The organism is Stenotrophomonas sp. As-7 (genome assembly GCF_030291015.1).
GTDB lineage: Bacteria > Pseudomonadota > Gammaproteobacteria > Xanthomonadales > Xanthomonadaceae > Stenotrophomonas > Stenotrophomonas lactitubi.
In genome coordinates this window covers 1,398,596-1,420,975 of the sequence record NZ_CP127405.1, presented here as the reverse complement: position 1 = coordinate 1,420,975, position 22,380 = coordinate 1,398,596, and the positions used below count along the sequence as shown (strand labels likewise).

Sequence of the window (22,380 nt, the reverse complement as noted above, 5' to 3'; positions counted from 1 at the left end):
AATGCCGATCCACGTGCTGTTTGTCGAAGACGAAGACGACCTTCGAAATGTCGTTGTAGAGGCCCTCACCTCGCAAGGGTTCGAAGTGACCTCCGCAAGCAACGGGGACGAGGCCATCGTCCTTCTCCAAGGCGGCTCTAAGTTCGCCGTGGTTGTGACGGACTTCAACATGCCCGACAGCGCTTCGGGTCTGGACGTAGCGTTCGCAGCGGCCATTGCCCAGCCCAGCGCCCGCGTCACGCTTGTCTCGGGCCTCCAGCGATCGCAGCTGCCGACGCTACCCGAGACGGTGCGCTTCCTTCCCAAGCCTTACCGCTTCCGCCAGCTCATCACGGCCATCCACGAAGACCTAGGCGGCAACTAAAGCAGGATAGATTCGCGGGAACCCGGGGCTCCAGCCATCAGTGCGCCTGTTAGTCGACAAGCGCTCGCCGGCTGACCAGGAACAGCAGACGGTCAATTGCCGTCGCGTTGAGTGCTTCGCCATCTCCCCGTACCTTGAACGCGGTCCAGTCGCTGGCCGCCACCCGGCTCAGTTCGTCCGTTTCAACGGGTAGCCACCTCATCGGCCAATAGGGCAGACGCCGGTCTGCCACAGCGCCCCGTTGCAACTCAATCAGATGGAGGTGGCTCGAGGCCCCGAGCACGCGGGAGAAGGCAACGTCGAGCCCATCCGCCGGGCCCTCTAGGTATTGGAGAAACCTGGCACCGTCGAAGAGCAACACCCCGCTGACGCCCGCGTCGCGGTTGAAGCGCGCAGCGTCATCCACCAGATCGTCCAGCTTCGAACCTTGCAGCCCCAGCTTGTCTCCAGTCAGAAGATCCGAAGCTTCACTCACATACGCCACCGCCCGAATTGGCACCCACTGCTCCTTGTCGCCCCCATCAGCAGAAGAAGTTACCAAAACTGAATCAGCAAGGTTGGCGCAGCAGTGGGAAGTGCGACGCCATTCCTGACTGATTCACAAAAGCCCAGAACGGCGCGGAGCCTCTTTAGCCATTCTGAATCATCGGGTCAAGGTCCGCTTCCGGCCAGAAGCCGACCCGCATATGCACCGGCGAGGGCTTGGCTCAAATGGCGATGAGGACTTTACCCATGACAGATCCCGCTTCAAGTGCCCCGTGCGCTTCGGCGATCTTCTCCAGCCCCACCTTAAGGCCGACATGGGGCGAATAGGCGCCGCTGGCAAGGCATGCGTTGATGTCCCTGATCGCGTTGTCTTTCGCTTCTTGAGGGACCGAATAGATGTACACGAAGCGGAGCACGCAACCGTGCACCATCGCACGCAACAGCGGCAGTGAAAGCGCATCGGTTGCCCCTACGGTTGCATAAGCGCTGATAACCCCACCAGAAGCGAGGCATGCGAGGTCAAGATCGAGGTTTGCCTTCACATTGACGTCTACGATGCGGTCCACGCCCGCATTCCGGGTAGTCGCTTGAATCGCGTCGGCGACATCGTCGTTCAGACGGTCCAGCACCAGATCTGCTCCGGCCGCCCGGGCAATGATTGCCTGCTCGGGATTCATCACCGTTGCCGCGACCCAGGCTCCCGCCCACTTCGCCAGAAGGATGGCGGCGGTGCCGACCACGCCCGCCCCGCCTTGCACCAACACCCTTCGGCCGTCGATGGCGCCATCGGCGAAGAGGCAGCGATGGGCTGTCAGTGCCGGGATGCCCAGGGATGCACCCACCTCGAAAGAGACATCGTCAGGCAGCGGCACGGCATGCCCTGATGGCACCACCACGAACGCTGCTGCCGTCCCGCTCGCCCGGCCCTGCTGGGCTTCATAGATCCAGACCCGTTGCCCTAGACGACCCACCTCGTCCGCGTCGCCAACCGCATCGATCACACCCGCCCCGTCTTGGTGGGGAATGATGCGTGGAAACGGCATCGCCGAAGAGAACCCTGTGCGGGCCTTGAGGTCTGTGGGATTCAGCCCCGACATGTGGACCCGAACCCGAACTTCGCCTGGCCCGGGTTGCGGGGTCGGCAGCTCGGCGACACGAAGCACCACATCGGCCGGGCCCTGGCGGTCGTAGTACGCAGCTCTCACGGGCTTTCTCTCTGATTGCGAAGGGACTCCTTCGGGGTCAGCAATATCGGAGGCAAGCATCCGTTTTACAACTAGGCACACTTTGTATATATAGGGATACAAAGTATCCCATTGGAGCAGTCATGCCCCGTAGCGCCCCTCCCGAGTACCAATGTGCCGTAGAAATCACCGTGGACATCGCGGGTGGCAAGTGGAAGCCGTTGATCGTTCACTACCTGCTGAGCGGAACCAAACGGTTTGGGGAACTGCGAAAACTGATCGGCGGAGTGACCCAGCGCTCGCTGACCTTGCAGCTGCGCGAGCTTGAGGCAAGCGGCATCGTTCGACGCGAAGTGTTCGCAGAAGTTCCACCACGCGTTGAATACACGTTGACGGCGCTAGGCACCACGCTGGCACCGACGCTGGAAGCAATGAAGTCCTGGGGGGAGCACTATCTGGCCAGCAGGAACGACTAGCCCTGTTGGGATCGCGGTTCGCAATGTGCTCGGCTTAGCGCATAGTTTGTTTCCGACTCTAGGCGCCGTCCTGGACGGCTGCTTTCGGCCAGGAGCGGACGCTGCCCTTACAACAACCAGTCCTTCTTCATCCGGCGTAGGTGAAGGCATAACTCCTTCCGATGCGCTGGATGCGAGCAAACCCCAGCTCACCCAAGTGCATGCCGGCCGCGATCAACCGATCTGCACTGACCATATCCAAAAGCGCTGAACGGGCCGCTGCAGCCCGCTGCGGATCCTGGTCGAATGCGATGGATACGTCGGGCCGGGCAATTTGGATGTGGGGAAAATGCACGATGTCACCCCAGATCAACGCACTGCAGCCCTCCGATTCCACCCGATAGCCGGTGTGCCCTGGCGTATGGCCTGACAGCGGAACCATACTGATACCGGGCAGTACATCGCCCTCGGCCAACAAGCGCAGGTTGCGGCGATATCCGGCGAACACCTGCCGTGCGAGCAGAAAGTTGCCCCGGGCACGATCATTGCTGCGGGCAAGGTTGCCGTCGTCCTCCCAGAAGGACAGCTCGCGTGGGTGTATGAGCAGCTCCGCATTGGCGAAGACGGGGTAACCTTGAGCATCGAGTAGACCGCCAACATGATCAGGATGCGCATGCGTGAGCAGGATCGTATCCACATCCGCGGGCTGCACACCGGCTCGCAACAGATTGACCCTCAGTTCCCCTCCCCAGCCCTTGATCCCCCCGGCACCGGCGTCGATGAGGATCGTGCGGTCCTTCCCCCGCACCAGGTAGGTGTTGATGTGGATCGAGGACGGGTCGCTGACCCCTGCCTTCAGCTGTAGCTGCGCGGCCTCGGCCGGATCAATGTGGGAGAGCAGATCCAAACTGGCGGTCAGATGGCCATCGCTGATCGCTTGGATCAGGAAGCCACCGATCTGGAGGGTGGGTAGAGCCCGTTCAACGATGGATGCGTTCATGGCTGCTCGTCAGTTTCGTGCGTGGAGGGCATCATTGGCGTAGCCAAAGCAACGGATGCGCGCCGTCAGCCCTGCATGGTCTTGGATGGCCAGATCGAGCTGCCGCATGAATGCGTCCATGAGCTCGGGCGTCCTACCCGGTCCCAGTCGGTAGGCCAGTTCCGCGGACGCCGGATGGCCCCGTCCCTGCCGCGCAGCCAGGTAAAGGATGTGCACGTTGTCCAACGCAGCACCCAGCACGTCCGTGCACAGCACCGCGCATTGCTCAGTGAGCGCGTCCAGACTGTCCTTCGCCGGCATCCGCTCCTCGGTGAAGTAGATCGAGAGCCTAGGCATTTGGGTGCGGCTCCGCCCCTGACCGGCCTGCCTCGGACACGCACTTGAGTTGTGCTGTCATGGGCGTATACGCGTGCACACCGCCAGGAAGGGACTCCACGACCGGAACTTGCCCCGCCGGGACGCTCGCAAGCCAGAGCGCTGCGGGCGCGTGATCGAGCGCAACCGCATGCAAGGCCTCGAATGCAGTCCCCATCGCAATGAGCGGCTCAGGGCCGACGCGACTCACCAGTAGGTAATCGCCCTGTTCGACGGCGGGGGCCCGATCCAAGCCACTGTATAGGTTGCGATGCCAGTTGGTGATGTGATGCTGCCAGCGTGCGAAGTTGCCCCCTCCCTTCCTGGCGTACTCGTCCCCCTGCAAGACCTCCAGGCCGTCTATCGAATGAAGGGCAAGGTAGGTCGGGCACCCCGCACCACATGCCCTGAAGCGCTGCGAGGTGTGGAACCCCCGCACGGAAATGAGCGCAGGCAGTTTGTGCAGGCTGTAGAAGTCGTTCCATTCCTCCTCGCTGGCGGAGTCGGAATAGCTGCATTCAACGGCGTAAATCATGGGAACACTCCTGGGCCGGCTTGTGCGCGCGCCCCTTGTTGATGTCCCGTCATGCTAGGCCTGCATTAGCTCACATCAAATCGACGTTTCGGTATGCTTCAGTGACAAAAGATCACGCTGAAACCCCATGCGCAGGAAGATTCCCAGCAGCACCGCCCTGACCGCCTTCGAGGCCGCCGCCCGCCACGGCAGCTTCGCGCGGGCAGCGGAAGAGCTTTCCCTCACCGAGGGGGCCATCAGCCGCCAGATCGGTAGGCTGGAATCCTTCTTGGGGGTCCCCCTATTTGAGCGGGTCGGCAATCGCGTCCGCCTGCTGCCCAATGGCGAGCGATACGCCGCCCAAGTCCGCGAGTCGCTGGACCGCTTGGACCGGGACAGCCAATACCTGATGGGCCAACCGAAGGACGCTGCAAACCTGGACATTGCCGTGACGCCCACCTTCGCGTTGCGATGGCTTATCCCTCGCCTGCCCGCGTTTAGCCGCGCACACCCGAACATCACCGTGCACCTTTCCGAGCGCACTGACCCGTTCGCGCTTGCCGGCAGTGGATTCGACGCCGCCGTGCACTTCGAGCACCCAGCCTGGGTGGGTATGCGCACTTACCCGCTGCTGCAGGAAGTGCTGGTGCCGGTGTGCCATCCCGCGCTCATCAAGGGCGCAAAGGCTCGCGTCTCGCTGGATCAACTGCCGCGGCTACACCGACGACAAAGCCCCGGTGCTTGGCAGCGCTACGCCAAGGATTCAGGCATATCCCTCACCAACCCAGCGGTGGGAGCACGCTACGACCTTCATGCGATGTTGATTGAAGCAGCGCTTGCAGGCCTCGGGGTTGCTCTGGTGCCACGCCTTTACGTGGAGGCAGAGCTGGCGCAAGGTCGGCTGGTGGCGCCATGGCCGCAAGGCGAGGCAGTGTCCAAGACGTTCTGCCTGGTGCTGTCCGAACCGATCGGTTTGACTGCCGGTCCAGTGCAAGCGTTTGCACACTGGTTGCAGGAAGAGGCCCGCGCAGCTCGGATGGAAGACTGACTTGACGACCACTCCGTGAGGACTCGCGCCGACATGCGCGGAAGGCCATCCCCTCGAAGATCAGCGTCGTGCGGGCGCGGCGAGAGCCTGTGCCCCGCCGACTGACGGCCTTCAGCGACTTCCTACTAAGGCGCTGGCAGCAGGCGCCTTGGGATCAATGACAGCCTAAAGCTCGGACCCCATCGCTCAATCGAACCAGGTTGCCCCCCCCCTCAGCTACCGCTGGGAACACACTGGCATTGAGCCGTTCTTCCGCGTGAAGCTTCGACGTGGCGCCACCCCAGATGGCTTCCTGCTACGGAAACGCTATATCCAAGCAAGCTACGGTTTTCTCAAGGCAGTGAGCATCGATTCCAGATTTGCTCCAGCCGGGGCTGCCAGGAGCGCAATCCTCTCCGCCGAGCTGATCGCCAGATAGGTCATGCGACCGCCCGATGCCTTTGTAAACAGGTAGAAGCCTGCCAACTTCGGCTGATTGGTGACCTCATACACACCCTCGTCCTTAATGACGAAATGAATATTCTTGGGCTTGGCCTTCTCATCACCTTTTCGAGGGTGCCACACCTTCACCTCACCCAAGACAGCCTGGGCTGCTCCTTTTGGAAGCAAACGAAACACTTGGGATACGGCCTCGGATTTATTGCATTGCAAGAAGATGCCCCGCTCGCCGCCGATGACCTCAAACGTCAGAGTTTTCCTGTAGTCAGCCACTTGACTTCCTTTCCTTTCGCCGTATCAAGAACAACCTCAACTGCGGCGGTTTATTTGTGTATTGGCTAGAAATATTCAACCATGAAGGGCTCTCTAGCCGGCTAGAGAACCTTGAGGAAGGGCAGCTCCAACCCCTATTTTGCCTTTTCCTAAGCACCGAACTCGGCTGGCAATATGGAACCATGGAAAGCGAACACGTCCTGGGCGGCTGCCTCTTGGCGGCCAGCGATCCGCAGAACGGCCATATCCTGTCCCTGGAATCTCCAGACTCGGATGTGAGCGCTCCGCTCCCGCAGTAATTAGTGCATTCCAAAACCGGGTATCGGCCGGGCGCTCCGGTTCTTTAGGGCCCTCTCTAGACGCCAAAGGACTGACTCTTGAGCCTGATGTTGAGTTCACGAACTCAGTTAGGCACCGCACGGGCCAACTCTTCCTCAATGGCCGCGATGAGCAGCTTTCGGTGCTCGATGCCAGTCATTACCCTAACCAAATTGCGAAGCATCCGCAGGTCCTGGCGCCGCCCGAGGCGGTCACTGAGCTGGTGAAGCACTTTGGCCTTCCCAACCGCCTTCTTAGATGAAACATCCACGCCGAGGGCCTGCATGGCTTCTATTTGCATACGCAGCCTGCGCACCGCCCTTCGCCAACGGTGGAGGACTTCGACGTCGTCCGAGCCAGCCGCTTTCTTTCGCACCTTCACCACACGTCGCTCACTGCGCTTATAGCCAGCCCAGATCGCATCGCTCTTCACCTCGGGCCAAGGCTGCGTGCTCAGTAGCTCAGCCACCTTCTGAACTGCCTTCCGACGGCGGGCAAAGCTTGGGTCCTTGTCGAGCTCCGCTGCCAGCACGTGCTCACGTCGGGCATCCAGCCTTCGCAGAATCGTTCCCCATGGCAAGTCTGGATACTTTTTTTCCATCCCTCGCGCCGATTCGATCACAACATGGCTGTCTCGTAAGGCCGAGAGGCCCTTTCCAATCCTGCGGAGGCGTTGGTCCTCTGTAGCCAGATCCAGATCGGAGGCATCGAAAAGCCGCAGCAAAGCCCGCAGCCGCCGGATGCCTTTGCGCGCGCCATGCACGGATTCATGGACGCCGGCGCCCGGGCACAGCGCTGCAGCGATAGCTGAGCACTCGTGTTGCGCCAACTCGAGCGCCTTTGCGCCAACCGCACTGACTGGCATCTCTACGTCTCCGGAGACTGCTTGAGAACAGTAGTTCTAACCCCAGTCCTTTGCAATTTTCTGAATCCCAAGCCTGACATCCGCGGCTTGTTGTCCTAAACGTCATCCCCATGTCTACCCCTTGCGTGGCGCGCAGGCCTTGCAGCCAATGCAGAGCGGCTCGGAACCTGCGTATGGTTCCATACGGTGTTGAGCTCCGTTGCCGTGCCGGACCTATGGGCCACTCAAGCAGGCGTTTCGTCTCTGTTCCACGATGGACAGTTCTCTGCGATCCCTCGGTAGGCAGCTTCCAGTGAATAATGGTCGATAGCAGACCAACGCCCGCGCCATTCACAACAAAGCCCTGTCTTAAGCACTCGGAAGCACCATGACCATCCATCAAATGACCATCTGCGGTTTTGCGCAGATGCTTCGCGCGCTCAAAGGCCAGCTGGACAAGGCCGACGCACATGCGCTGGCCATCGGCTATGACCCGCGCAACCTGCTCTCAGCGCGCTTGGCGCCGGACATGCACCCGCTGTCCAAGCAGATACAGTTCGCCTGCACCCAGGCACGCGAAGCGGGCTGCCGACTCAGTGGAGAGCCGCTGCCGTTACTTCATGCACCCCACGACATGGATCAGGCGCGTGCGCTGATCGATCAGACACTGGACCACTTGGCCGCAGTCGACGCAGCGGTCATCGATGCCAGCGCCTCGCGTGAAGTGGCAATCGAGCTGGCTGACGGCCTTGCCTTCGACATGAACGGAGGCGAATACGCCGCAAACTGGGCCACGCCGCAGTTCTACTTTCACCTGATCACCGCTTACAGCATCCTGCGCCACAACGGTGTGCCGCTGGGAAAAGCCGATTACGTGCCGCACATGTTCGCCTGGATGCGACAAGGCGGTTGAACCATGCAGCTAGCCCCGACGAAGTCTGCGGGGCGGCAGCCGATCTGGACAACGTGGCAAGTGCATAGTGAACATCGCCTACGGTTTTGAGGACAGGAGGATATCGGCGCCCTGCCCCGAAGCGGCTGGCCCTGAGCTAGCCAGGGAGCAGATCCCAATGCCGGAGAGAGCCATCAGGATTCTGCTGGCCCCCGGTCGACCGCACCTCTCTACTCAAGAGCCTGGCAAGCAATCCAAACAGGCTTCCGGCGGTGGCGGTGGGATGACCAGCTTGCGCTGTATTTGACGCAAAGCCGTCCGAACACCTTCCTCGACAACCGGGTGATAGAACGGACTGTCGATCATCTGCTGGACGGTATCTCGCCGCTGAACGCTCCACGAAAGCAGGTGGCCAATGTGTTCGGCCGATGGGCCGACCATCTCTGCACCTAAGAAGGTTCCTGTGGCGCTGTCGGCGTAGACACGGATTACCCCGTGGTTCTCCAGCATGACCCGGCTGCGCCCTTGATCAGCAAACGATGCCTCTCCAACCTCAAAGGCCGCGCCACTCTCGGTCAACTGCCGGAAGGTGGCGCCCGCCATCGCGATCTGGGGGTTGGAGAACACGATCCCCAGTGGTGCCCTGCGTGGACGGGGGCGCACGTTTGGATAGCGGCCCGCGTTGTCACCTGCGATGCGGCCATCGTCTGCGGCCTCATGAAGGATATCGGCCATCCCATTGGCATCCCCGGCAACGAAGATGTGCGGGCAGGTGCTCTGACCGGTAGCGCGGTCGACCATGGGCCGTCCGTAGCTGTCCAAACCGATACCGGCTTTGTCCAAGCCGATTCCGAGCATGTTGGGCTTACGACCTGTCGCGGCAATCAAGAAGTCGAATGTCTCGGTGCTGCGAACACCCTCAGAATTCTCGGAGACCACCAATACTCGACCATCCTCGGTGCGCGAGGGTGTGACCGTTGCGCCCAGGCTCACAGGAACTTCTGCAGAGAAGATGCGTGTGGCCTCCGCCGCAACCACTGGGTCGCTCAGCGGTCCGATGAGCCGGCTGCGACCGTAAAGGCGAACCGTCACTCCAAGGCGGTGCAGGGCCTGTGCCAACTCAAGGCCGATGACCCCGCTGCCAACAACGGCCACTGAGCTGGGCAGATCAGTCCACTCAAAAACGTCATCGTTCACAAGAAGCCGGTCGCCCAGCGCCTCACGCCATCCCTCCGGAACGAAGGGGCTGGACCCTGTCGCTACAACGATGCGATCAGCTTCGACGATGGTGGATGACCCGACTAGAAGCTCATGAGGGGAGAGGAACATCGCCTTGCCGCGCAGGCGGTGCTCCTCCGGCCACGCTTCTACCGACTCCACAACGAAGCCGACGAAGCGATCGCGCTCGCGGCGCACCCGAGCCATTACTTCCCGTCCGTCGACCTTGATTGCTCCAGGCATGACGCCAAAGCTCGGCGCCAACGTCAACATATGAGCAGCATCTGCGGCACTGATGAGCAGTTTGCTCGGCATGCAGCCAACCCTCGCACAGGTGGTTCCGTAGACGCCTCCTTCGATCACCACAATGCTGTCGGTATGCGCTTTGGCCGCGCGGTAGGCTGTCATTCCGGCACTTCCGGCGCCAATGATAGCGACATCAACCTTGATACGATTCATCTGAGACCTCTTTTCGTCAGTGCATTGCAGTGGCCTGCAGCACGATCGGCGGAGACTAAACCGACCTTCACTTGTGAACGGCCGATTCGAGCGTTTGAGAGTATTCGGTTGTCGACTATTGGCGTGCGCTATCGAGTCGCTTCTGAGCCCACTGCGCGATACGCGGTGCGGACAACAAGCCCAGGAGGCGGCCAACTTCTTGACCTTGCTCGTCATACATCAGGAGCATCGGTACAGCAGCGACCTTCAACGAGTCCAACAGCTGCGGATCCGTCGCTGCATTCACCTTGAGGAATCGGGCCTTTGTGCCCATTGCCTCGGCGGCGGTAGCGAAAGCAGGCTCCATCGTCTTGCAGGGAGGACACCATGGTGCCCCTATGTAGAGCAGAAGAGGATCGGCTGTAGAGCGCGCAATGCGGTTGAATCCCATGGCGTTCACTTCTTCCACCTTCCCAACCCATGAAGGCACGGACGTGTTCATCGCTTCACCTTCTTTGCTACGCGGGCGCCCCATAGAGGACGCCCGCTTGGTTGTGGCTTACTCGCCCTTTACGAACGGAGCGATCTGCTCGTGCAAAGCCTGCTTAGGCATCGCGCCGACGATCTCCTTGGCGACCTTGCCATCCACGAACACTTTCAAGGTAGGGATGGACCGCACCCCAAATCGCTGAGCCAACTCCGGGTTCTGATCGATATCGACCTTGACCACGTGGAGCTTGCCTTCAAGCTCATCGGATATCTCTTCCAAGGAAGGGGCGATGGCTCGGCAAGGCGGGCACCAAGGGGCCCAGAAGTCCACCAGCACCGGCGTCTTGCTTTCAATGACGTCGGACTCGAAGTCGAAGGTTGTCGTGCTACGGGTTGCCATGTCACACCTCATCTGTGGCCCGCATTAGCGGGGTAGTTGATCAGACGACTTCTGCGGCGGCGCTAGCGCCATCGTAGGTCGGATAGTCCGTGTAACCCTTGGCTCCGATCACGCCATAGAAGGTGGACGGATCAGGCTTTGCCAGCGGCCAGCCGTTCTTCATCCGCTCCACCAGGTCGGGGTTGGAGATGAAGTTGGTGCCGAACGCAATCAGGTCGAGCTCGCCCTTGGCCAGTTCCGCCTCGGCCAGTTCCTGGGTGAACCCACCTGCACCGATCAGCGTGCCCTGATATGCCTTTCGGAACGCGGCGCCGAAGCCAGCCGGCGTGCCCGCTGCCGAGATCGTGGTCTGATAGTTCAGGTGCACGAACGCCAAGGTGCGGTCGTTCAGCGCCGAGGCCATGCTTGCCCACGCTTCGGCCTCACCTTCAAAGGCCTCCATGTCGTAGATGCGGCCAAACGGGGAGACGCGAACGCCCACCTTCTCGCCGCCGATTTCAGCCGCGACCGCGTCGATGGTCTCCAGCAGCAGTCGCTGACGGTTCTCGATCGACCCACCATACTGGTCGGTGCGGGTATTGAGCTTGCTGCTCAGGAACTGGTCGAACAGGAACGCGTTGGCGGCCATCAGTTCGACGCCATCGAAGCCGGCATCCATGGCACGACGCGCAGACGAGGCGAAGTCCTGAATGACACGCTTGACCTCATCGGTGGTCAGTGCACGCGGCTTGCTCGGAAGCACCGGGCCTTCCTTGCCAGGCTCGACCCATGCGTAGACCATCGTGGTGGTCGCCGGCACGTCGCCCGACGACACCGGCGCGACGTTGCCCGGCTGCAGCGAGACGTGCGACAGCCTACCGACGTGCCAGAGCTGGGCAAAGATCTTGCCGCCATTGGCATGCACCGCATCGGTGACTTTACGCCAGCCTTCGGTCTGCTCATCGGTGTAGAGGCCGGGGGTATACAGGTATCCACGACCCTCATCGGAGACCGGAAGGCCCTCGGTGATGATCAGACCGGCCGAGGCGCGTTGGCCGTAGTAGAGCGCCGTCAGTTCGCTCGGGATGTTCTCCGGCGTGCGGGTGCGGGTCATCGGGGCCATGACGACGCGGTTTGCCAGCGGCAAGCCGGAAAGGTCGTAGGTAGTGAACAGCTTGCTCATGATGGTCTCTCTTTATTGAATACGCAGTGCGAAGGGGCTGCTGCTACAGGTGCTGTAAATGGAGGAAGGCTCAGCCCTCGACGACTTCGAGCTTCGGAACCATGCGGATTGCCTTGGAGAAGTTGGCGTAGTTCACCGAGGTTTTAGTAACGGTTCTGTGCAGCTCTTCCACTTGCTGACGCGATCCATCGGTGTGCAGCCGAACCACGTAGCTCACCTCGTCGTAGCCAGGATTGACGCTCTCATCCAGGCCCAGCACGCCGCGCAGATCGAGCTCGCCATCGGTTTCGATTTCCAAGCTGTGGATCGTGATGCCCATGGCAGCAGCATTGACCGCATAGCCCACTGACAAGCACGCATTGAGGGCGGCCATGAGCAGTTCCTGCGGATTCGGCGCCGTGTTCTGACCCAGGAACTCCAGCGGTTCATCCGCGGCAATCTCGAAGTGGCGCTTGTACTCTTCACCGCGGATCGAATACCGGCTCACGGTCGCAACGCTGCGGGTCTGGTTCTCCCACTTCGTCTTCACGTTGAAACGGGCACTACGCTTTGCAGGCTCAGTGGTTGCGGCGACTTCTTGTGCGACAGCCTGAAGAGCAGAGACGTCAATGCCGTTGAGGTTGGTGGTCATTTGAATGGTCCTTTCAAGAATGCGCCCTTGGCGCGTTGGAGTGCATCGGAAGGGCATCGAGCCACTTCCTTAGATTTATCGATATCTCGTTGCGTGTCCGGAAGGCTCAATGGCAGCCGTCGATGCCGCAGCTTTCGCCTTCGCCGGCGACACTCATTGGCGCTGGCATCTCACGGGCTGCTTCAAGGATGGCGCGTTCGAACACATCCACTTCTCGAGCACCGGAGACAAACACCTTGTTGTTGAACAAGAACAACGGAACGCCATTGGCGATCTGGTTTGCATCCATTTCATCGCGTCCGATCTCAGCGGCGATGCGCTCAGAGTCGAACTCGAACAAGGTGTCCGTCACGCCGACCTCTTTGGCAAGCGATGCCAGGACGTCCTGGTCAAAGATGTCGATGCCATCGGTGGTCGCTGCTTTGTAGATGCGCTTGCTCAGCAGCTGGGCCACCACCGGGGAGCGGATACTCTTGACCAGCGCATGCGCAACCGTCGTATCACCGAAACGCATGGTGTCGAAGTTGTAGACCAAGCCTTCCAGGATGCCATTCGTGCTGACGGCCGCCATCATCCGATCTGCGCCCGCCGGACCGCCCAGCTTCTGATACAACGCGGTCTTGTAGTCCATGGGCTTGCCCCCTCGCGCAAGGCGATAGGCCTTGTGAGTCACCTCAACCTGGACCTGCCCTGCGAGCGAGACAACCGCCTTTTCAAAGCGTTTCTTCGCAATCCAGCACCACGGGCAGACGTAGTCCGACCAGATGTCCACCTTGACCGTTTTCATGACGCTCTCCATTAATCCGAGCAGATGCGAACTACCATTCAGTCGGTAGGCTAAGCATCTGTAAAAAATGCCGTGCGAGCCCTCAGTGCTTGAAGGCAGCACCGCGATAAGGTCAGGCGTTTTCGACGATCAGCCTGATGACACTTGGCTGCAACGAGTCGGCGTCTTTGGTGGCCCAGTTGATGAAGCTGGAGCCCTCCAGAACACTGAGAAGCAGGAATGCTTTCTGCCTGGCGCCACTGCCTTTGGGGATTTGCTTGAGCTTGATGCCTTGCTCCAGCATTCGGGTGAGCCAAGTCAGCTGCATCTCAAAGAACCGCTGAGTCAATTGCTGCATGCTCGGTGGCAACGCGGACATCTCTGCAGCCAGCGCCCCGCATAGAGGGAGCAACTTGCCGTCGTCACCAGATTTAAAGATCTGGAAAAAGGCTTCAAGGCGGGCAACCACATCGCTGTGCTGAACCTCAACACGATCGAACTCGGTGCGGACTCGTTCAATGTAGTCCTCCACGATTGCCCCGCCCAAGTCTTCCTTGGTCGGGAAATGGTGATGGATGCTTGCCTTGCGAATGCCGACAACCTCAGCGAGGTCCGCGTAACTGAAGGCGCTGTAGCCGCGGGTTCGCATCAGGTTTTCAGCGGTGTGAACCAAGGCGTCGCGTGTGCCAACGGCCATCTCGATACCTCCACTTTGATGAAATCAACTCTACCTACCACATGGTAGTTAGTCAATGCCCAACGACAACCTCATTGCCGTCGTTGGGCTGCGGTTTACGCACCAATCTCGTCATACGCCTCAAGAGCGCGCGAGGAGTAGACATAGGCGGCGCCGGCATTGAGTGCGATGGCGGTGCCCAGGGCAGCGGCGATTTCTTCCTTGGTCGCCCCGGCCTTCTTGGCCGCGCCGGCATGTGCAGCGATACACCCATCGCAACGGGTGGTCACAGCCACCGCGAGCGAGATCAGCTCATGGGTCTTGGCGTCCAGCACGTTGCCCTCACGGGTAGCGAGCTCCAGCTTATGGAAGGCGCTGGCCACAGGGGCATTGGCCTTGTTGAAGCCACTGACACGCTTGATGAGCGACTTCAGCTCTTCGGTCCACTTCTTTTCCATTTCGATCACCTTTGTATGTTGGTTTAATTGCCGAGCTTGCGAGCAGCCATGACGCCACCGTCCACGTCCCACACCGCGCCGGTAACCCAGGAGGCCTTGTCCGACAGCAGGAAGATGACGGTCTCTGCAACATCGCGCGGTGTGCCATTGCGGCCGAGCGGATGGAAGTTCTTTAAGCCATCCAACGCGCCCGCAAGCTGCTCGCCAGGAATAAACCGCTCAAAAATCCTCGTCTCCACCATGCCGGGGCTGACTGCGTTCACGCGGATGCCGTGCTCCGCCAGCTCTGCAGCAACGTGCCTGGTCATTGCATCCAACCCCATCTTGGCCATCGAGTAAGCCGGGGCTGTAACCGTTTCGATGGCCTGGCGGGCCGCAACAGCGGTGACGTTGACGATCGAACCCGGCTTCTTCTGCGCGACCAGCGAAGCGGCCACCTGCTGGGTGATGAAGAACAGCGAGCGATTCAGGTCGAGGAAGTTGTTGTAGTCCTCAATCGAGTGCTCCAAGAATGCCTTCGGATAGAAGATGCCTGCCGTGTTGACGAGGAGGTCAATGTCGCTGTGTTCCGCCGCCAGCTTTGCAAGCAACGTCTGCACGCTTTCCGGGTTCGAGAGATCTGCGGCGAAAGCAGCTGCCTTGCCCTCCCCCGCTAAGGCCGCCAACTGCTGGCGCGCAACCTCTGCCTTTTCCGGGCGATTGCCGACCACAACGACCGCGCCGCCCTGCTCGGCCACCATTTGGGCGACCTCCAGGCCGATCCCACTGGTGCCACCCACGACCAACAACTTGCGACCGTCGAACTGTTTGATGTCCATCTGATTGGCCCTTATGCCTACCTAGTGGTTGGTAGGCTATGCCGATGATCGATGGGTGTCAAGAAAGACTCGCGGCCTTTTCATTCAGCTTGTTCAGGTCTAGCCCTGAACCACCTAGGGAGCCCTAGGCTGACCTTGGTCAGCCATAGCAGGTCGATAAATAGTGGAGCGCCGCAAAAGGACGTCAGAGAGTCCCGATCTCGGAAATGGTTACCTGTGCTTCTACAAGGACAGCGACCAGCATCCGTCCCCCGGCAACGGTCCGCCCCACGCTTTTGTTGAGGTAGGCCGCCTGCAGCCGGCCGGCCGGCCTCCAATACGGCGTCAAGTTCGAAGCTGCCCGGACGCCCGCGCAATGGTTCCCCGGTAACGCCAGGCCACCTTCCAGCGGCTGCAGCCGTGTCGGAGCACCGCCCGCATGGGCACCGACGCGTTGATCGCTGCGGCCAAAACGGGCCTCAGGGACGCCTGCGAGAACTACCGGACGGCGCTGATCGAGCATCGAGGGACGTAGGCGGCCATCGTCGCGGCGTCTTTTGCGGACCGCCCAAAGGCGACATTTCCCCTCCCTTTGACGGTTTTTAGAAGTTCGTGGCCCGCCCTACAGACTGGTGGCGCGCCACGCGCGCCCGATCAACCCGCCCACCAGTGGCGCAATCGGGAAGACGGTGTAGAGGGCGGCCAGCGCCAGCGGCGGGACGGAAACAAAGAAATTGCGTTCCGATTCAATCAGACCGGGGTAGAAGATTCCCACACCGATGCTCGCCAGCTGGATCGCGACCACGACCAGCGTCCCCATCAGTGCCCCCTTCCAAAAGCCCCCGCGCCTCGGTTCCAAGAAGGGATTGACCGCCCTGGCTGCCCGAACGCGCGCCGCCCGCCAGTTCAGCACGCAAAGCAGCAGGAGGAGCGCCAGCACGCCAACGCCAGCCGAGAACGCCGCCACAGCCTGCCAGGCAAGCCCCAGCTCTCCAGAAATTTCTGCACCGCCTGCGAAGGCGAGCAGGCCAGCACCGCCCAGGAGGACCGTTGCGGGTGCGAGCAGGCCCCACTGCATATGGGATGCGGTCGAGTGAGAGCGGACATGGGCATTCATGGAACCTCCAAATGAGCGGAAACGAGGGCGGGTTACAAGGTCCGATCAGGGCTTCTTCTGTGCGTCGATGAGCACCCACTGCCCTGCCCGCTTTTCGAACACCAGGTCTGCCCGGGCCGGCACGGGCGCAGGAGCCACCTTCAGCTGGCGCCCACCCTGGAAACCAATCACATCGAGGGTGCCGCCCGTGACGCACGTCGTTCGCTCGGGCCCGCTCTGATTGCAGTCAGCCTCCAAGTTCTCCCAGCCACGCACTTCCACGCGCTGCCCCAGCTCGGCCACCAGGTTCGCGTTCAAATACTGCTCGTACCCCTTTGCAACCTGCTCTACCGACGGTCCCTGTTCGGCCTTACCGCAGGCGATCATGGCAACAGCCGCTACCGCGGCGACTACCATTCCACACTTCATGCACCTTCTCCTTGGTTCTTGGTGACGTCCACTTCGATCGTTTCGTTCCGGTAGCCCAAGCTCACTTTCTCGACGGTCACGTCCATCTTGGGTTCCGTGCCGTCGATCCAAACCCGATTGACCGAGAAGACCACACGGTCGTCCTGGAACGATCGGCCTTGCCGCGCGAGGTTGGCCGCTTCAGCGGGGTCCATCCGGATCAGCAACCGGTAGCGCCCCGCGTTCGGCGGGCTGGACACGCCCGTCGGCGTCTTGCGGATCCAAGGGACGAAGTTCTTTCCCGTGACACTCAAGCCAGCAAGCGAGATCTGCGGCATCGGAACGAACACTTCCATGACGCCCCGATCCGCGTTGTAGCTGATCCCACCCAGCGCCTTGAAGTTCGGGCGAACGGCATATCGTCGGATCCCCTTAAATCGCTCCAGCCGGGCGTCGAAAGCAGGCCCGAAGCGCTGCTCGATCACCGCCGCTGACGGCTCCGCCTCTTTGCTGCCCGTCGTCCTCTTTGCGGCCACCCACGCCTGCCGCAAGCACCACTGCCGTTTGTCAGGCCTCAACTGGTAGGCGGAATGGGCCATTGCCAGCAGGCCCATGTCGCACATGTCGATCCCTTGCGCGCCGGTGGAGGACAGCCCTTCGCGCAGGTGCTGAGCGCCCTCGAGGGTGTCCTCGTCCAAGTCCCAATAGATGCCGGCCTGCTCGGCGTACAGGGGATGGGACACCTTGGCTTGTGACCCAGACTTTCCAGAAAGGACCCCGCCGATCTGCCGAAGCAGGCCCGATGGGGTCATGGATTGGGCGCTGGCGCCCGTCGATACGGCCAGCGCGAGCGCGCCGGCCAGAACTGCCCCGTTCTTCATACAGCCCCTCGTTCCTTTGGATGGACTTGCCACGAACTTACGTGACACGTAGAGTCTACCCGGGGCGTAGGGGTTCGGTCATCATCGGTGCATGCCTGCACTGCATCCGTTCAGCCTGTGACTACGCCAACTCCGCGAGCGATCGTGGCCGCGCGACTGCGCCAAGCCAGGATCCTTCGAGGCTTCAGCCAGCGCGAAGTGGGGGTCAGGATGGGCCTGGACAAAGACACCGCATCGGCTCGCATCAGTCGCTATGAAAGCGAATCGATGACGGTGAGCCTGGAAGCACTGTTCGAGCTGGCGCAGGCGCTGGACGTGCCGCCGGCCTACCTGCTGGCGACGACGCCGGCGATGGCCGACGCGATTTTGGCGTTGGGCGTTCAAAGCGAGGCCCAGCAGGTCAAGCTGTCTCAAGCCCTAGAAGAGCTGACCGCACTTCCCCCAGGAAAGCGAAAGCAAGCCATTGACCGCCTCTTGGCGGACTCTGAAAAGGCCTGACCGCCGCCTTGATGCATCAGTAGTCTCATCCACTGCGACGGCAGCACGAGACCATCTCCTTTCATTCGAGAGGGCGGGGAATGTGGATGTCCGATGCTGCGGAACGCCTTCATTGTTATCAGCGTTTTTCTGCTTGGTGGGAGAACCAATCGCTAGCAATCAAAGTCTACTTGGTAGGTTTAGCGCTTCTGCTGATGGCCATCGCCTCCTTTCACGCCTCCCCGCGCGGACTGCCAACCAGCTGCCTGGCCTACGCCTCTAGCGGCCTTCTCGCTTTTGGTTTTCTGCGCGAGACATACCTGTGGGTCACACCCAAGCTCCAGCTTCCTCTCGTGAAGCTGTTGGTGACCGGCGCGAGCGTGATGGCACTGGCAGCTGCAACGGGCATCAGCAAAATGGCAGTGAACGAGGCGACCGGCCAAGACCCGACGCACTTTCCGACCACAATTGCGCTGCTGCTACCGCTGTCCGTGCTTCGGGTCGTGTCAGTGGTGGCGATTGTCGTCAGCACACTTTCCACCGCAGGACTAATGCTCTGGGCTGGAGCGAGAATATTCCTGACTTGGGGCCCGCTGGAGGACAAAGACGTCTTGCTCCTCGTGGCACGAGTCCTTGCAGGTCTTTCGATCGCACTCATCATCTCCAATACGAGCGGCCCCGCGATCGTGCCTTCTTGGATGCAAGCTCTGGCCCGGAAGTCAGCACTCTTCTTGGACCTCCACGATGACGCCGCCTGCACCACAAAACCTGACGAAAGAACGCATCGCATCAACGACAATGTAGTCATAGTCGGCGCCACTTCTGGCACCTATCCCACGTACGTTCGACGCTTGTGTGCCATCGCACCCGAATGAGCGCGATGGAATCCGTGAGCAATCTCAGCACCATGGGCAAATCAATCTTTTAACCTGGATCGAATGCTGCGGGGCTGCCGTCCATGGCCATGTGCCCCTGCCATGACTCGAACAAACTACTTCATGGATTCTTCGCTTGTATGAGTTGCGTCGCTGCCGCTCGACGAGCCTTTTTCCTGAGTAACGAAGATATGTACGTTCATGAACTGATGCGCGACTCGGCGGGGTTGATCCATCCCCTCAGCAGGGTATTCCTCAGGACTGTCCAATTCAGCCCCATACCGCTCCTTGAGCTTGGCAGCAATGTAGTCCGCGCCAACAAGCTTGGAAACAGAGTCGTATTGGCGCCTATCAAAGTCCCCCGGCCTGGGGATCCCACTCTCAACTCCCCAAGACTCTCCCACGAAACACGCCAAAAATGCATCCACTCGGTCCGTCGACGTATCCAACTGGGCACGGAGCGCGTGTTGCACATGTGCATCCGATGTCTCTTGGCACCATAGCCAATAGAGCGTGGGGGCGTCCTTGGGTTCGGTAAGGAAGAATGGCGCTTCGGCGCTTTCAGCCTCGATTCGTTCTACGGCCAACTTTGCGAGAGCCTTATCACCCTCGTCGGAAAGCACTCGGCGGTCTTCGGGCTTGTCGTCGTAATGATGGATCCAACGCAAGCAATCGGAGACAAACCCAACCGACGATGCCTCCCGAATGACCTGTTCAGCCACTCCTTGCCTTTCGCTGCCCGCGGGCAGCCTTCTTAGCAGGTCCGCGATGAGAATGGCCGCCGAACCGCGCGTATCCAGTGGCATTAGCATGCCCCGCTCCCGCGGCAGGAGATCTCCGTTCCTTGCAAAGGCGAGTGCTATCGCCCTAGCTTCCGTAGCGTTGATAGCCTCTTTTCTCTGGCGAAGCCTTGTAACCAAGCGAGGCATGCCCTGCCTCTCTGCAAACCGTTCCAGCGCTTCCCTTGCTTCGGGGGGTGACAGCGCCTGCGCGCTTCCTATGAACTCTGCAATCAGGCGATCAGGCACGTCGCCCAATGGCACTCCGTAGGCAAAGTATCGCTGGAAGTACTCCCCCGCGCAGATCTTTTGCTCCGCAGCCCAAGTCGAATCCCACTCCCCGCCATACATCGAATTTCCCAGCCTGGGGAACAGCGGCTCCAGCAGCCGACGACGGATCCAGCCGCGCTCTTCGACCGAGATGTGAGGAAGCGATTTCTCCAGCAAAGCGGAGATTTCCTCTTCTTTCTTCTGATTATCTTCGCGCCCGCCTGCGCGCCCGCCCTTAAGAAAAAGGTCGCGGTTGGATCGGATTGCAGCGTACAGGCCTGGATAAATCACCCGAACCCCCTCGATGAGCATCAGATCGACGGTGTTCACCTCACCCTTAAGAATCGGGAGGGCAAACAGGAGAGCGTTTGATAGAAGCTTTGCTTTTCGCGGCGTGCCGAGTGCCGGTGCAATAACGTCATCAAAGTGCCGAATGAACGCGTCCACCTGACTCTGGGTGAGCACAATCCCTGTTTGATCAACCGCCCTCTGAACCCCCTCCAAAGCGATCAATCGCAAGCTGTTGGTATCTGCCGGGGGAAGGTTGAGCGGCACTTGGACGATCTTCTCAAGAAACGCCCGGCCTCCCTTGGCCCCGCCCTCTCCGTAGCGTTCACCCAACGCCGCCGCAACCACGTCATCGTCGAAGGCCAGAACGTACGACGTGTGCTTGAAGCTAGCGGACAGCTTGACCAGCTTAAAGATGGCGTGGGTTTCCTCGCGATCCAGCCTATCGATGTCGTCAACGAGAACCACCAAACGGCGATTCGATTGGCCCAGCATTCGATCTATTCGCGAACGCAACTCTTCCAGACTCACAGTGGACAACGACTCGCCCACACTCTTTGCGGCCTCCCCAGGGGAAATCTGAACCGCACCTGCGAAGGTCACGTTCGCAAGAGACAAGAGCCCTCCGTACTGCTTCAGAAGCTCACCCACCCTCTCCATTTTATTGGGCAAGGATTCGTCCATCGCCTCAGCAAGTGTCGCGAAGAACCCTCGCAGCAGGGCGTCTTGGCTTTGGAAATGCCACGGATTGAAGCGCACAAGAATGACCCGCGGATACTCCTTCAATGCCTCCCCCATCATTTCAAGGACAGATGTTTTCCCATCACCCCAAGGGCCATATAGGCCAACGACGATGCTGGACGGATCGGCGCGCTGGGCTAGCGTATGAGCCAACCGGGACGCGAACGGCGCCCGATTGAATCGATCAGACAATCGACCGGTGATGGGCTGATCATCCAGGAACTGATCACCGGAAGGTGCTCCCTCTTCCTCCGTGTCCGAACCGGTGTCCAGTTCTGAATGAAACGGCTCCTCGGCTTTGGTCTTCGATCCGGCGGAACCATCATTGTTTGGACCCCACCACTTCCTTAGCCATGCCAGCATTTCTTGATCCCCTGTAACCGTATTCAACTGCAATAGTGAACTGGGCCAATCGGGCACCCAACTGATCGATTCCCATATGCACTGCTGGCCCGCTCCGCTGGTAGATGGCCACTCCAGCGCATCTGCCATTCTTCCTGATAAAAAGACCTACAACGCCGCCTTTGAAGCCAAATAGGCCGCGAACTGGCGATCATCCTTCACACGTTTCCAGAAGCGTTGTAGTGGGGCTTACCGGCCTCCCCGTCAACCCAAATCGCCTGTAGTGCCAATTCGCCCCTGGCATCACACACGTCGCCACGTTCTAACGCCCCCGAGCACCTGCTCGCTCACTAGCGAGACATGGTCGGCTACGGACCGCCATCGGTGGCCATGAGTGTCGGATGTCAGACTTCTTCCCGAACCGCGTCGGATTTCTCAGCCAGCCACTGCTCAACGGTTTTGCCTTTGAGCTCGTGAGCAAAGTCACTGGCGCACAGCATTCTCCCGTCTTGCCTTATGTTTGCGACGGCATGGGCGGCCAGGATGGAAGCGGCCTGGAGGTGCTGCTTGGTGCGACCGCGCTCCGACCAATCGTTCGGCAGCGCCTTTAGCGCGCCCAGGGCTTCCTTTCCAGAGAGGTATTGAAGGCAGGTCAGCCTGGACCACTGAAGCCCGACTTCTTCTCGCAACCAGCGCCCAGCCGCCTTCTCGTCAAGGCGGCCCTCCATGGTGTCCAGGAGTGCGTGGGCCGCTGCAATGGCCTTGCCTTGGGGCGAGAGCCGGCTCTTCTTCTTGGGGAACAGGCCGCGCATGATCAGACCTTCTTGCTGGCCTTCTTGGCGACGGCTTTCTTCGCAAGTTTCTTGACGGCCTTCTGGGCGGCCTTCTTCACCGGCTTGCCCGCCTTCTTGGCAACCTTAGCGCGCGCCTTCTTCACCGTACCTCCGGCCGGGGGGAACTTCGCTCCGGGGTTGGCCTGAGCCCACGCCTTGCCCTCGGCGGACTCGGCCCACGCGGT

The 22,380-nt window shown here is 60.5% G+C and carries 27 protein-coding genes; 6 read left to right on the top strand and 21 right to left on the bottom strand.

What is annotated here, in order from left to right; genetic code table 11:
* The first annotated feature begins 1 nt into the window (after nt 1).
* Nucleotides 2-364 (top strand): response regulator, encoded by a 363-nt coding sequence (locus tag QP457_RS06645; RefSeq protein WP_205404873.1) that lies wholly within the window; start codon nt 2-4, stop codon nt 362-364.
* Between the two features lie 49 nt (nt 365-413).
* Here QP457_RS06645 and QP457_RS06640 read toward each other — a convergent pair whose 3' ends face one another.
* On the bottom strand, nt 414-863 hold the full coding sequence (locus QP457_RS06640) for a BLUF domain-containing protein (protein ID WP_100434270.1): 450 nt from the start codon (nt 861-863) through the stop codon (nt 414-416).
* Nucleotides 864-1,071: 208 nt separating this feature from the next.
* Complete coding sequence (locus QP457_RS06635) at nt 1,072-2,115, bottom strand: NADPH:quinone reductase (RefSeq protein WP_258317347.1); 1,044 nt, start codon at nt 2,113-2,115, stop codon at nt 1,072-1,074.
* A gap of 62 nt (nt 2,116-2,177) precedes the next feature.
* Between QP457_RS06635 and QP457_RS06630 the strand changes: the two genes are divergently transcribed.
* Nucleotides 2,178-2,510 carry a helix-turn-helix domain-containing protein gene (locus QP457_RS06630; protein WP_205404874.1) on the top strand — a complete coding sequence of 111 codons (333 nt, stop codon included), beginning with the start codon at nt 2,178-2,180 and terminating at the stop codon, nt 2,508-2,510.
* 127 nt (nt 2,511-2,637) lie between these two features.
* Here the strand turns inward: QP457_RS06630 and QP457_RS06625 are convergent, their stop codons facing one another.
* The 3 genes from QP457_RS06625 to QP457_RS06615 are packed head-to-tail and all read right to left on the bottom strand — an operon-like array spanning nt 2,638 to nt 4,378.
* Nucleotides 2,638-3,489 (bottom strand): MBL fold metallo-hydrolase, encoded by an 852-nt coding sequence (locus QP457_RS06625; protein ID WP_100434267.1) that lies wholly within the window; start codon nt 3,487-3,489, stop codon nt 2,638-2,640.
* A gap of 9 nt (nt 3,490-3,498) precedes the next feature.
* A complete protein-coding gene (locus QP457_RS06620) occupies nt 3,499-3,825 on the bottom strand; it encodes a hypothetical protein (protein ID WP_141057193.1) in 327 nt (108 codons plus the stop codon).
* A complete protein-coding gene (locus QP457_RS06615; RefSeq protein ID WP_205404875.1) occupies nt 3,818-4,378 on the bottom strand; it encodes a hypothetical protein in 561 nt (186 codons plus the stop codon). Before QP457_RS06615 ends, QP457_RS06620 begins: the two co-directional genes overlap by 8 nt.
* Nucleotides 4,379-4,505: 127 nt before the next feature.
* Between QP457_RS06615 and QP457_RS06610 the strand changes: the two genes are divergently transcribed.
* The gene (locus tag QP457_RS06610; RefSeq protein WP_205404876.1) at nt 4,506-5,405 is read left to right on the top strand and encodes a LysR substrate-binding domain-containing protein; all 900 of its coding nucleotides are present in this window, start codon (nt 4,506-4,508) and stop codon (nt 5,403-5,405) included.
* 321 nt (nt 5,406-5,726) lie between these two features.
* Here QP457_RS06610 and QP457_RS06605 read toward each other — a convergent pair whose 3' ends face one another.
* A complete protein-coding gene (locus QP457_RS06605; RefSeq protein WP_286041341.1) occupies nt 5,727-6,116 on the bottom strand; it encodes a hypothetical protein in 390 nt (129 codons plus the stop codon).
* 403 nt (nt 6,117-6,519) lie between these two features.
* Nucleotides 6,520-7,299: a CHAD domain-containing protein gene (locus tag QP457_RS06600; RefSeq protein ID WP_205404877.1), complete on the bottom strand. Its 780-nt coding sequence runs from the start codon at nt 7,297-7,299 to the stop codon at nt 6,520-6,522.
* Nucleotides 7,300-7,666: 367 nt separating this feature from the next.
* Here QP457_RS06600 and QP457_RS06595 point away from each other — a divergent pair, with 367 nt between their 5' ends.
* On the top strand, nt 7,667-8,191 hold the full coding sequence (locus QP457_RS06595) for a DUF1993 domain-containing protein (RefSeq protein WP_205404878.1): 525 nt from the start codon (nt 7,667-7,669) through the stop codon (nt 8,189-8,191).
* 213 nt (nt 8,192-8,404) lie between these two features.
* Here the strand turns inward: QP457_RS06595 and QP457_RS06590 are convergent, their stop codons facing one another.
* The 12 genes from QP457_RS06590 to QP457_RS06535 all read right to left on the bottom strand — a co-directional run bounded on the left by QP457_RS06590 (nt 8,405) and on the right by QP457_RS06535 (nt 17,590).
* Nucleotides 8,405-9,847: a dihydrolipoyl dehydrogenase gene (locus QP457_RS06590; RefSeq protein ID WP_205404879.1), complete on the bottom strand. Its 1,443-nt coding sequence runs from the start codon at nt 9,845-9,847 to the stop codon at nt 8,405-8,407.
* Between the two features lie 115 nt (nt 9,848-9,962).
* Entirely contained in the window at nt 9,963-10,328 is a 366-nt protein-coding gene (locus QP457_RS06585) for a thioredoxin family protein (RefSeq protein ID WP_205404880.1), read from the bottom strand.
* A 57-nt stretch (nt 10,329-10,385) separates the two neighbouring features.
* Nucleotides 10,386-10,715, bottom strand: coding sequence for a thioredoxin (trxA, locus tag QP457_RS06580; protein ID WP_019338236.1), 330 nt, complete (start codon nt 10,713-10,715; stop codon nt 10,386-10,388).
* Nucleotides 10,716-10,755: 40 nt separating this feature from the next.
* The gene (locus tag QP457_RS06575) at nt 10,756-11,877 is read right to left on the bottom strand and encodes an alkene reductase (RefSeq protein ID WP_181406125.1); all 1,122 of its coding nucleotides are present in this window, start codon (nt 11,875-11,877) and stop codon (nt 10,756-10,758) included.
* Nucleotides 11,878-11,947: 70 nt separating this feature from the next.
* A complete protein-coding gene (locus QP457_RS06570; protein WP_205404881.1) occupies nt 11,948-12,508 on the bottom strand; it encodes an OsmC family protein in 561 nt (186 codons plus the stop codon).
* A gap of 106 nt (nt 12,509-12,614) precedes the next feature.
* Complete coding sequence (locus QP457_RS06565) at nt 12,615-13,295, bottom strand: DsbA family oxidoreductase (RefSeq protein WP_205404882.1); 681 nt, start codon at nt 13,293-13,295, stop codon at nt 12,615-12,617.
* Nucleotides 13,296-13,407: 112 nt separating this feature from the next.
* Complete coding sequence (locus QP457_RS06560) at nt 13,408-13,971, bottom strand: TetR/AcrR family transcriptional regulator (RefSeq protein ID WP_057496159.1); 564 nt, start codon at nt 13,969-13,971, stop codon at nt 13,408-13,410.
* A 95-nt stretch (nt 13,972-14,066) separates the two neighbouring features.
* Nucleotides 14,067-14,408: a carboxymuconolactone decarboxylase family protein gene (locus QP457_RS06555; RefSeq protein ID WP_057496160.1), complete on the bottom strand. Its 342-nt coding sequence runs from the start codon at nt 14,406-14,408 to the stop codon at nt 14,067-14,069.
* A 23-nt stretch (nt 14,409-14,431) separates the two neighbouring features.
* Nucleotides 14,432-15,226, bottom strand: a complete 795-nt coding sequence (locus tag QP457_RS06550) for an SDR family oxidoreductase (protein WP_205404883.1) — start codon at nt 15,224-15,226, stop codon at nt 14,432-14,434.
* A gap of 601 nt (nt 15,227-15,827) precedes the next feature.
* Nucleotides 15,828-16,322, bottom strand: coding sequence for an ABC transporter permease (locus QP457_RS06545; RefSeq protein ID WP_240196484.1), 495 nt, complete (start codon nt 16,320-16,322; stop codon nt 15,828-15,830).
* 45 nt (nt 16,323-16,367) lie between these two features.
* On the bottom strand, nt 16,368-16,730 hold the full coding sequence (locus QP457_RS06540; protein WP_205404884.1) for a hypothetical protein: 363 nt from the start codon (nt 16,728-16,730) through the stop codon (nt 16,368-16,370).
* A complete protein-coding gene (locus tag QP457_RS06535; RefSeq protein ID WP_205404885.1) occupies nt 16,727-17,590 on the bottom strand; it encodes a hypothetical protein in 864 nt (287 codons plus the stop codon). Before QP457_RS06535 ends, QP457_RS06540 begins: the two co-directional genes overlap by 4 nt.
* Before the next feature lie 198 nt (nt 17,591-17,788).
* On the opposite strand from QP457_RS06535, the gene QP457_RS06530 reads away from it, so the two are divergent.
* Both QP457_RS06530 and QP457_RS06525 read left to right on the top strand, forming a co-directional pair.
* Nucleotides 17,789-18,088 (top strand): helix-turn-helix transcriptional regulator, encoded by a 300-nt coding sequence (locus QP457_RS06530; protein ID WP_231098223.1) that lies wholly within the window; start codon nt 17,789-17,791, stop codon nt 18,086-18,088.
* Nucleotides 18,089-18,174: 86 nt separating this feature from the next.
* On the top strand, nt 18,175-18,942 hold the full coding sequence (locus tag QP457_RS06525; RefSeq protein ID WP_205404886.1) for a hypothetical protein: 768 nt from the start codon (nt 18,175-18,177) through the stop codon (nt 18,940-18,942).
* Nucleotides 18,943-19,058: 116 nt separating this feature from the next.
* Here QP457_RS06525 and QP457_RS06520 read toward each other — a convergent pair whose 3' ends face one another.
* The gene (locus QP457_RS06520) at nt 19,059-21,512 is read right to left on the bottom strand and encodes a KAP family NTPase (RefSeq protein WP_205404887.1); all 2,454 of its coding nucleotides are present in this window, start codon (nt 21,510-21,512) and stop codon (nt 19,059-19,061) included.
* Between the two features lie 254 nt (nt 21,513-21,766).
* Nucleotides 21,767-22,174: a hypothetical protein gene (locus QP457_RS06515; RefSeq protein WP_205404888.1), complete on the bottom strand. Its 408-nt coding sequence runs from the start codon at nt 22,172-22,174 to the stop codon at nt 21,767-21,769.
* Nucleotides 22,175-22,380: the final 206 nt, after the last annotated feature.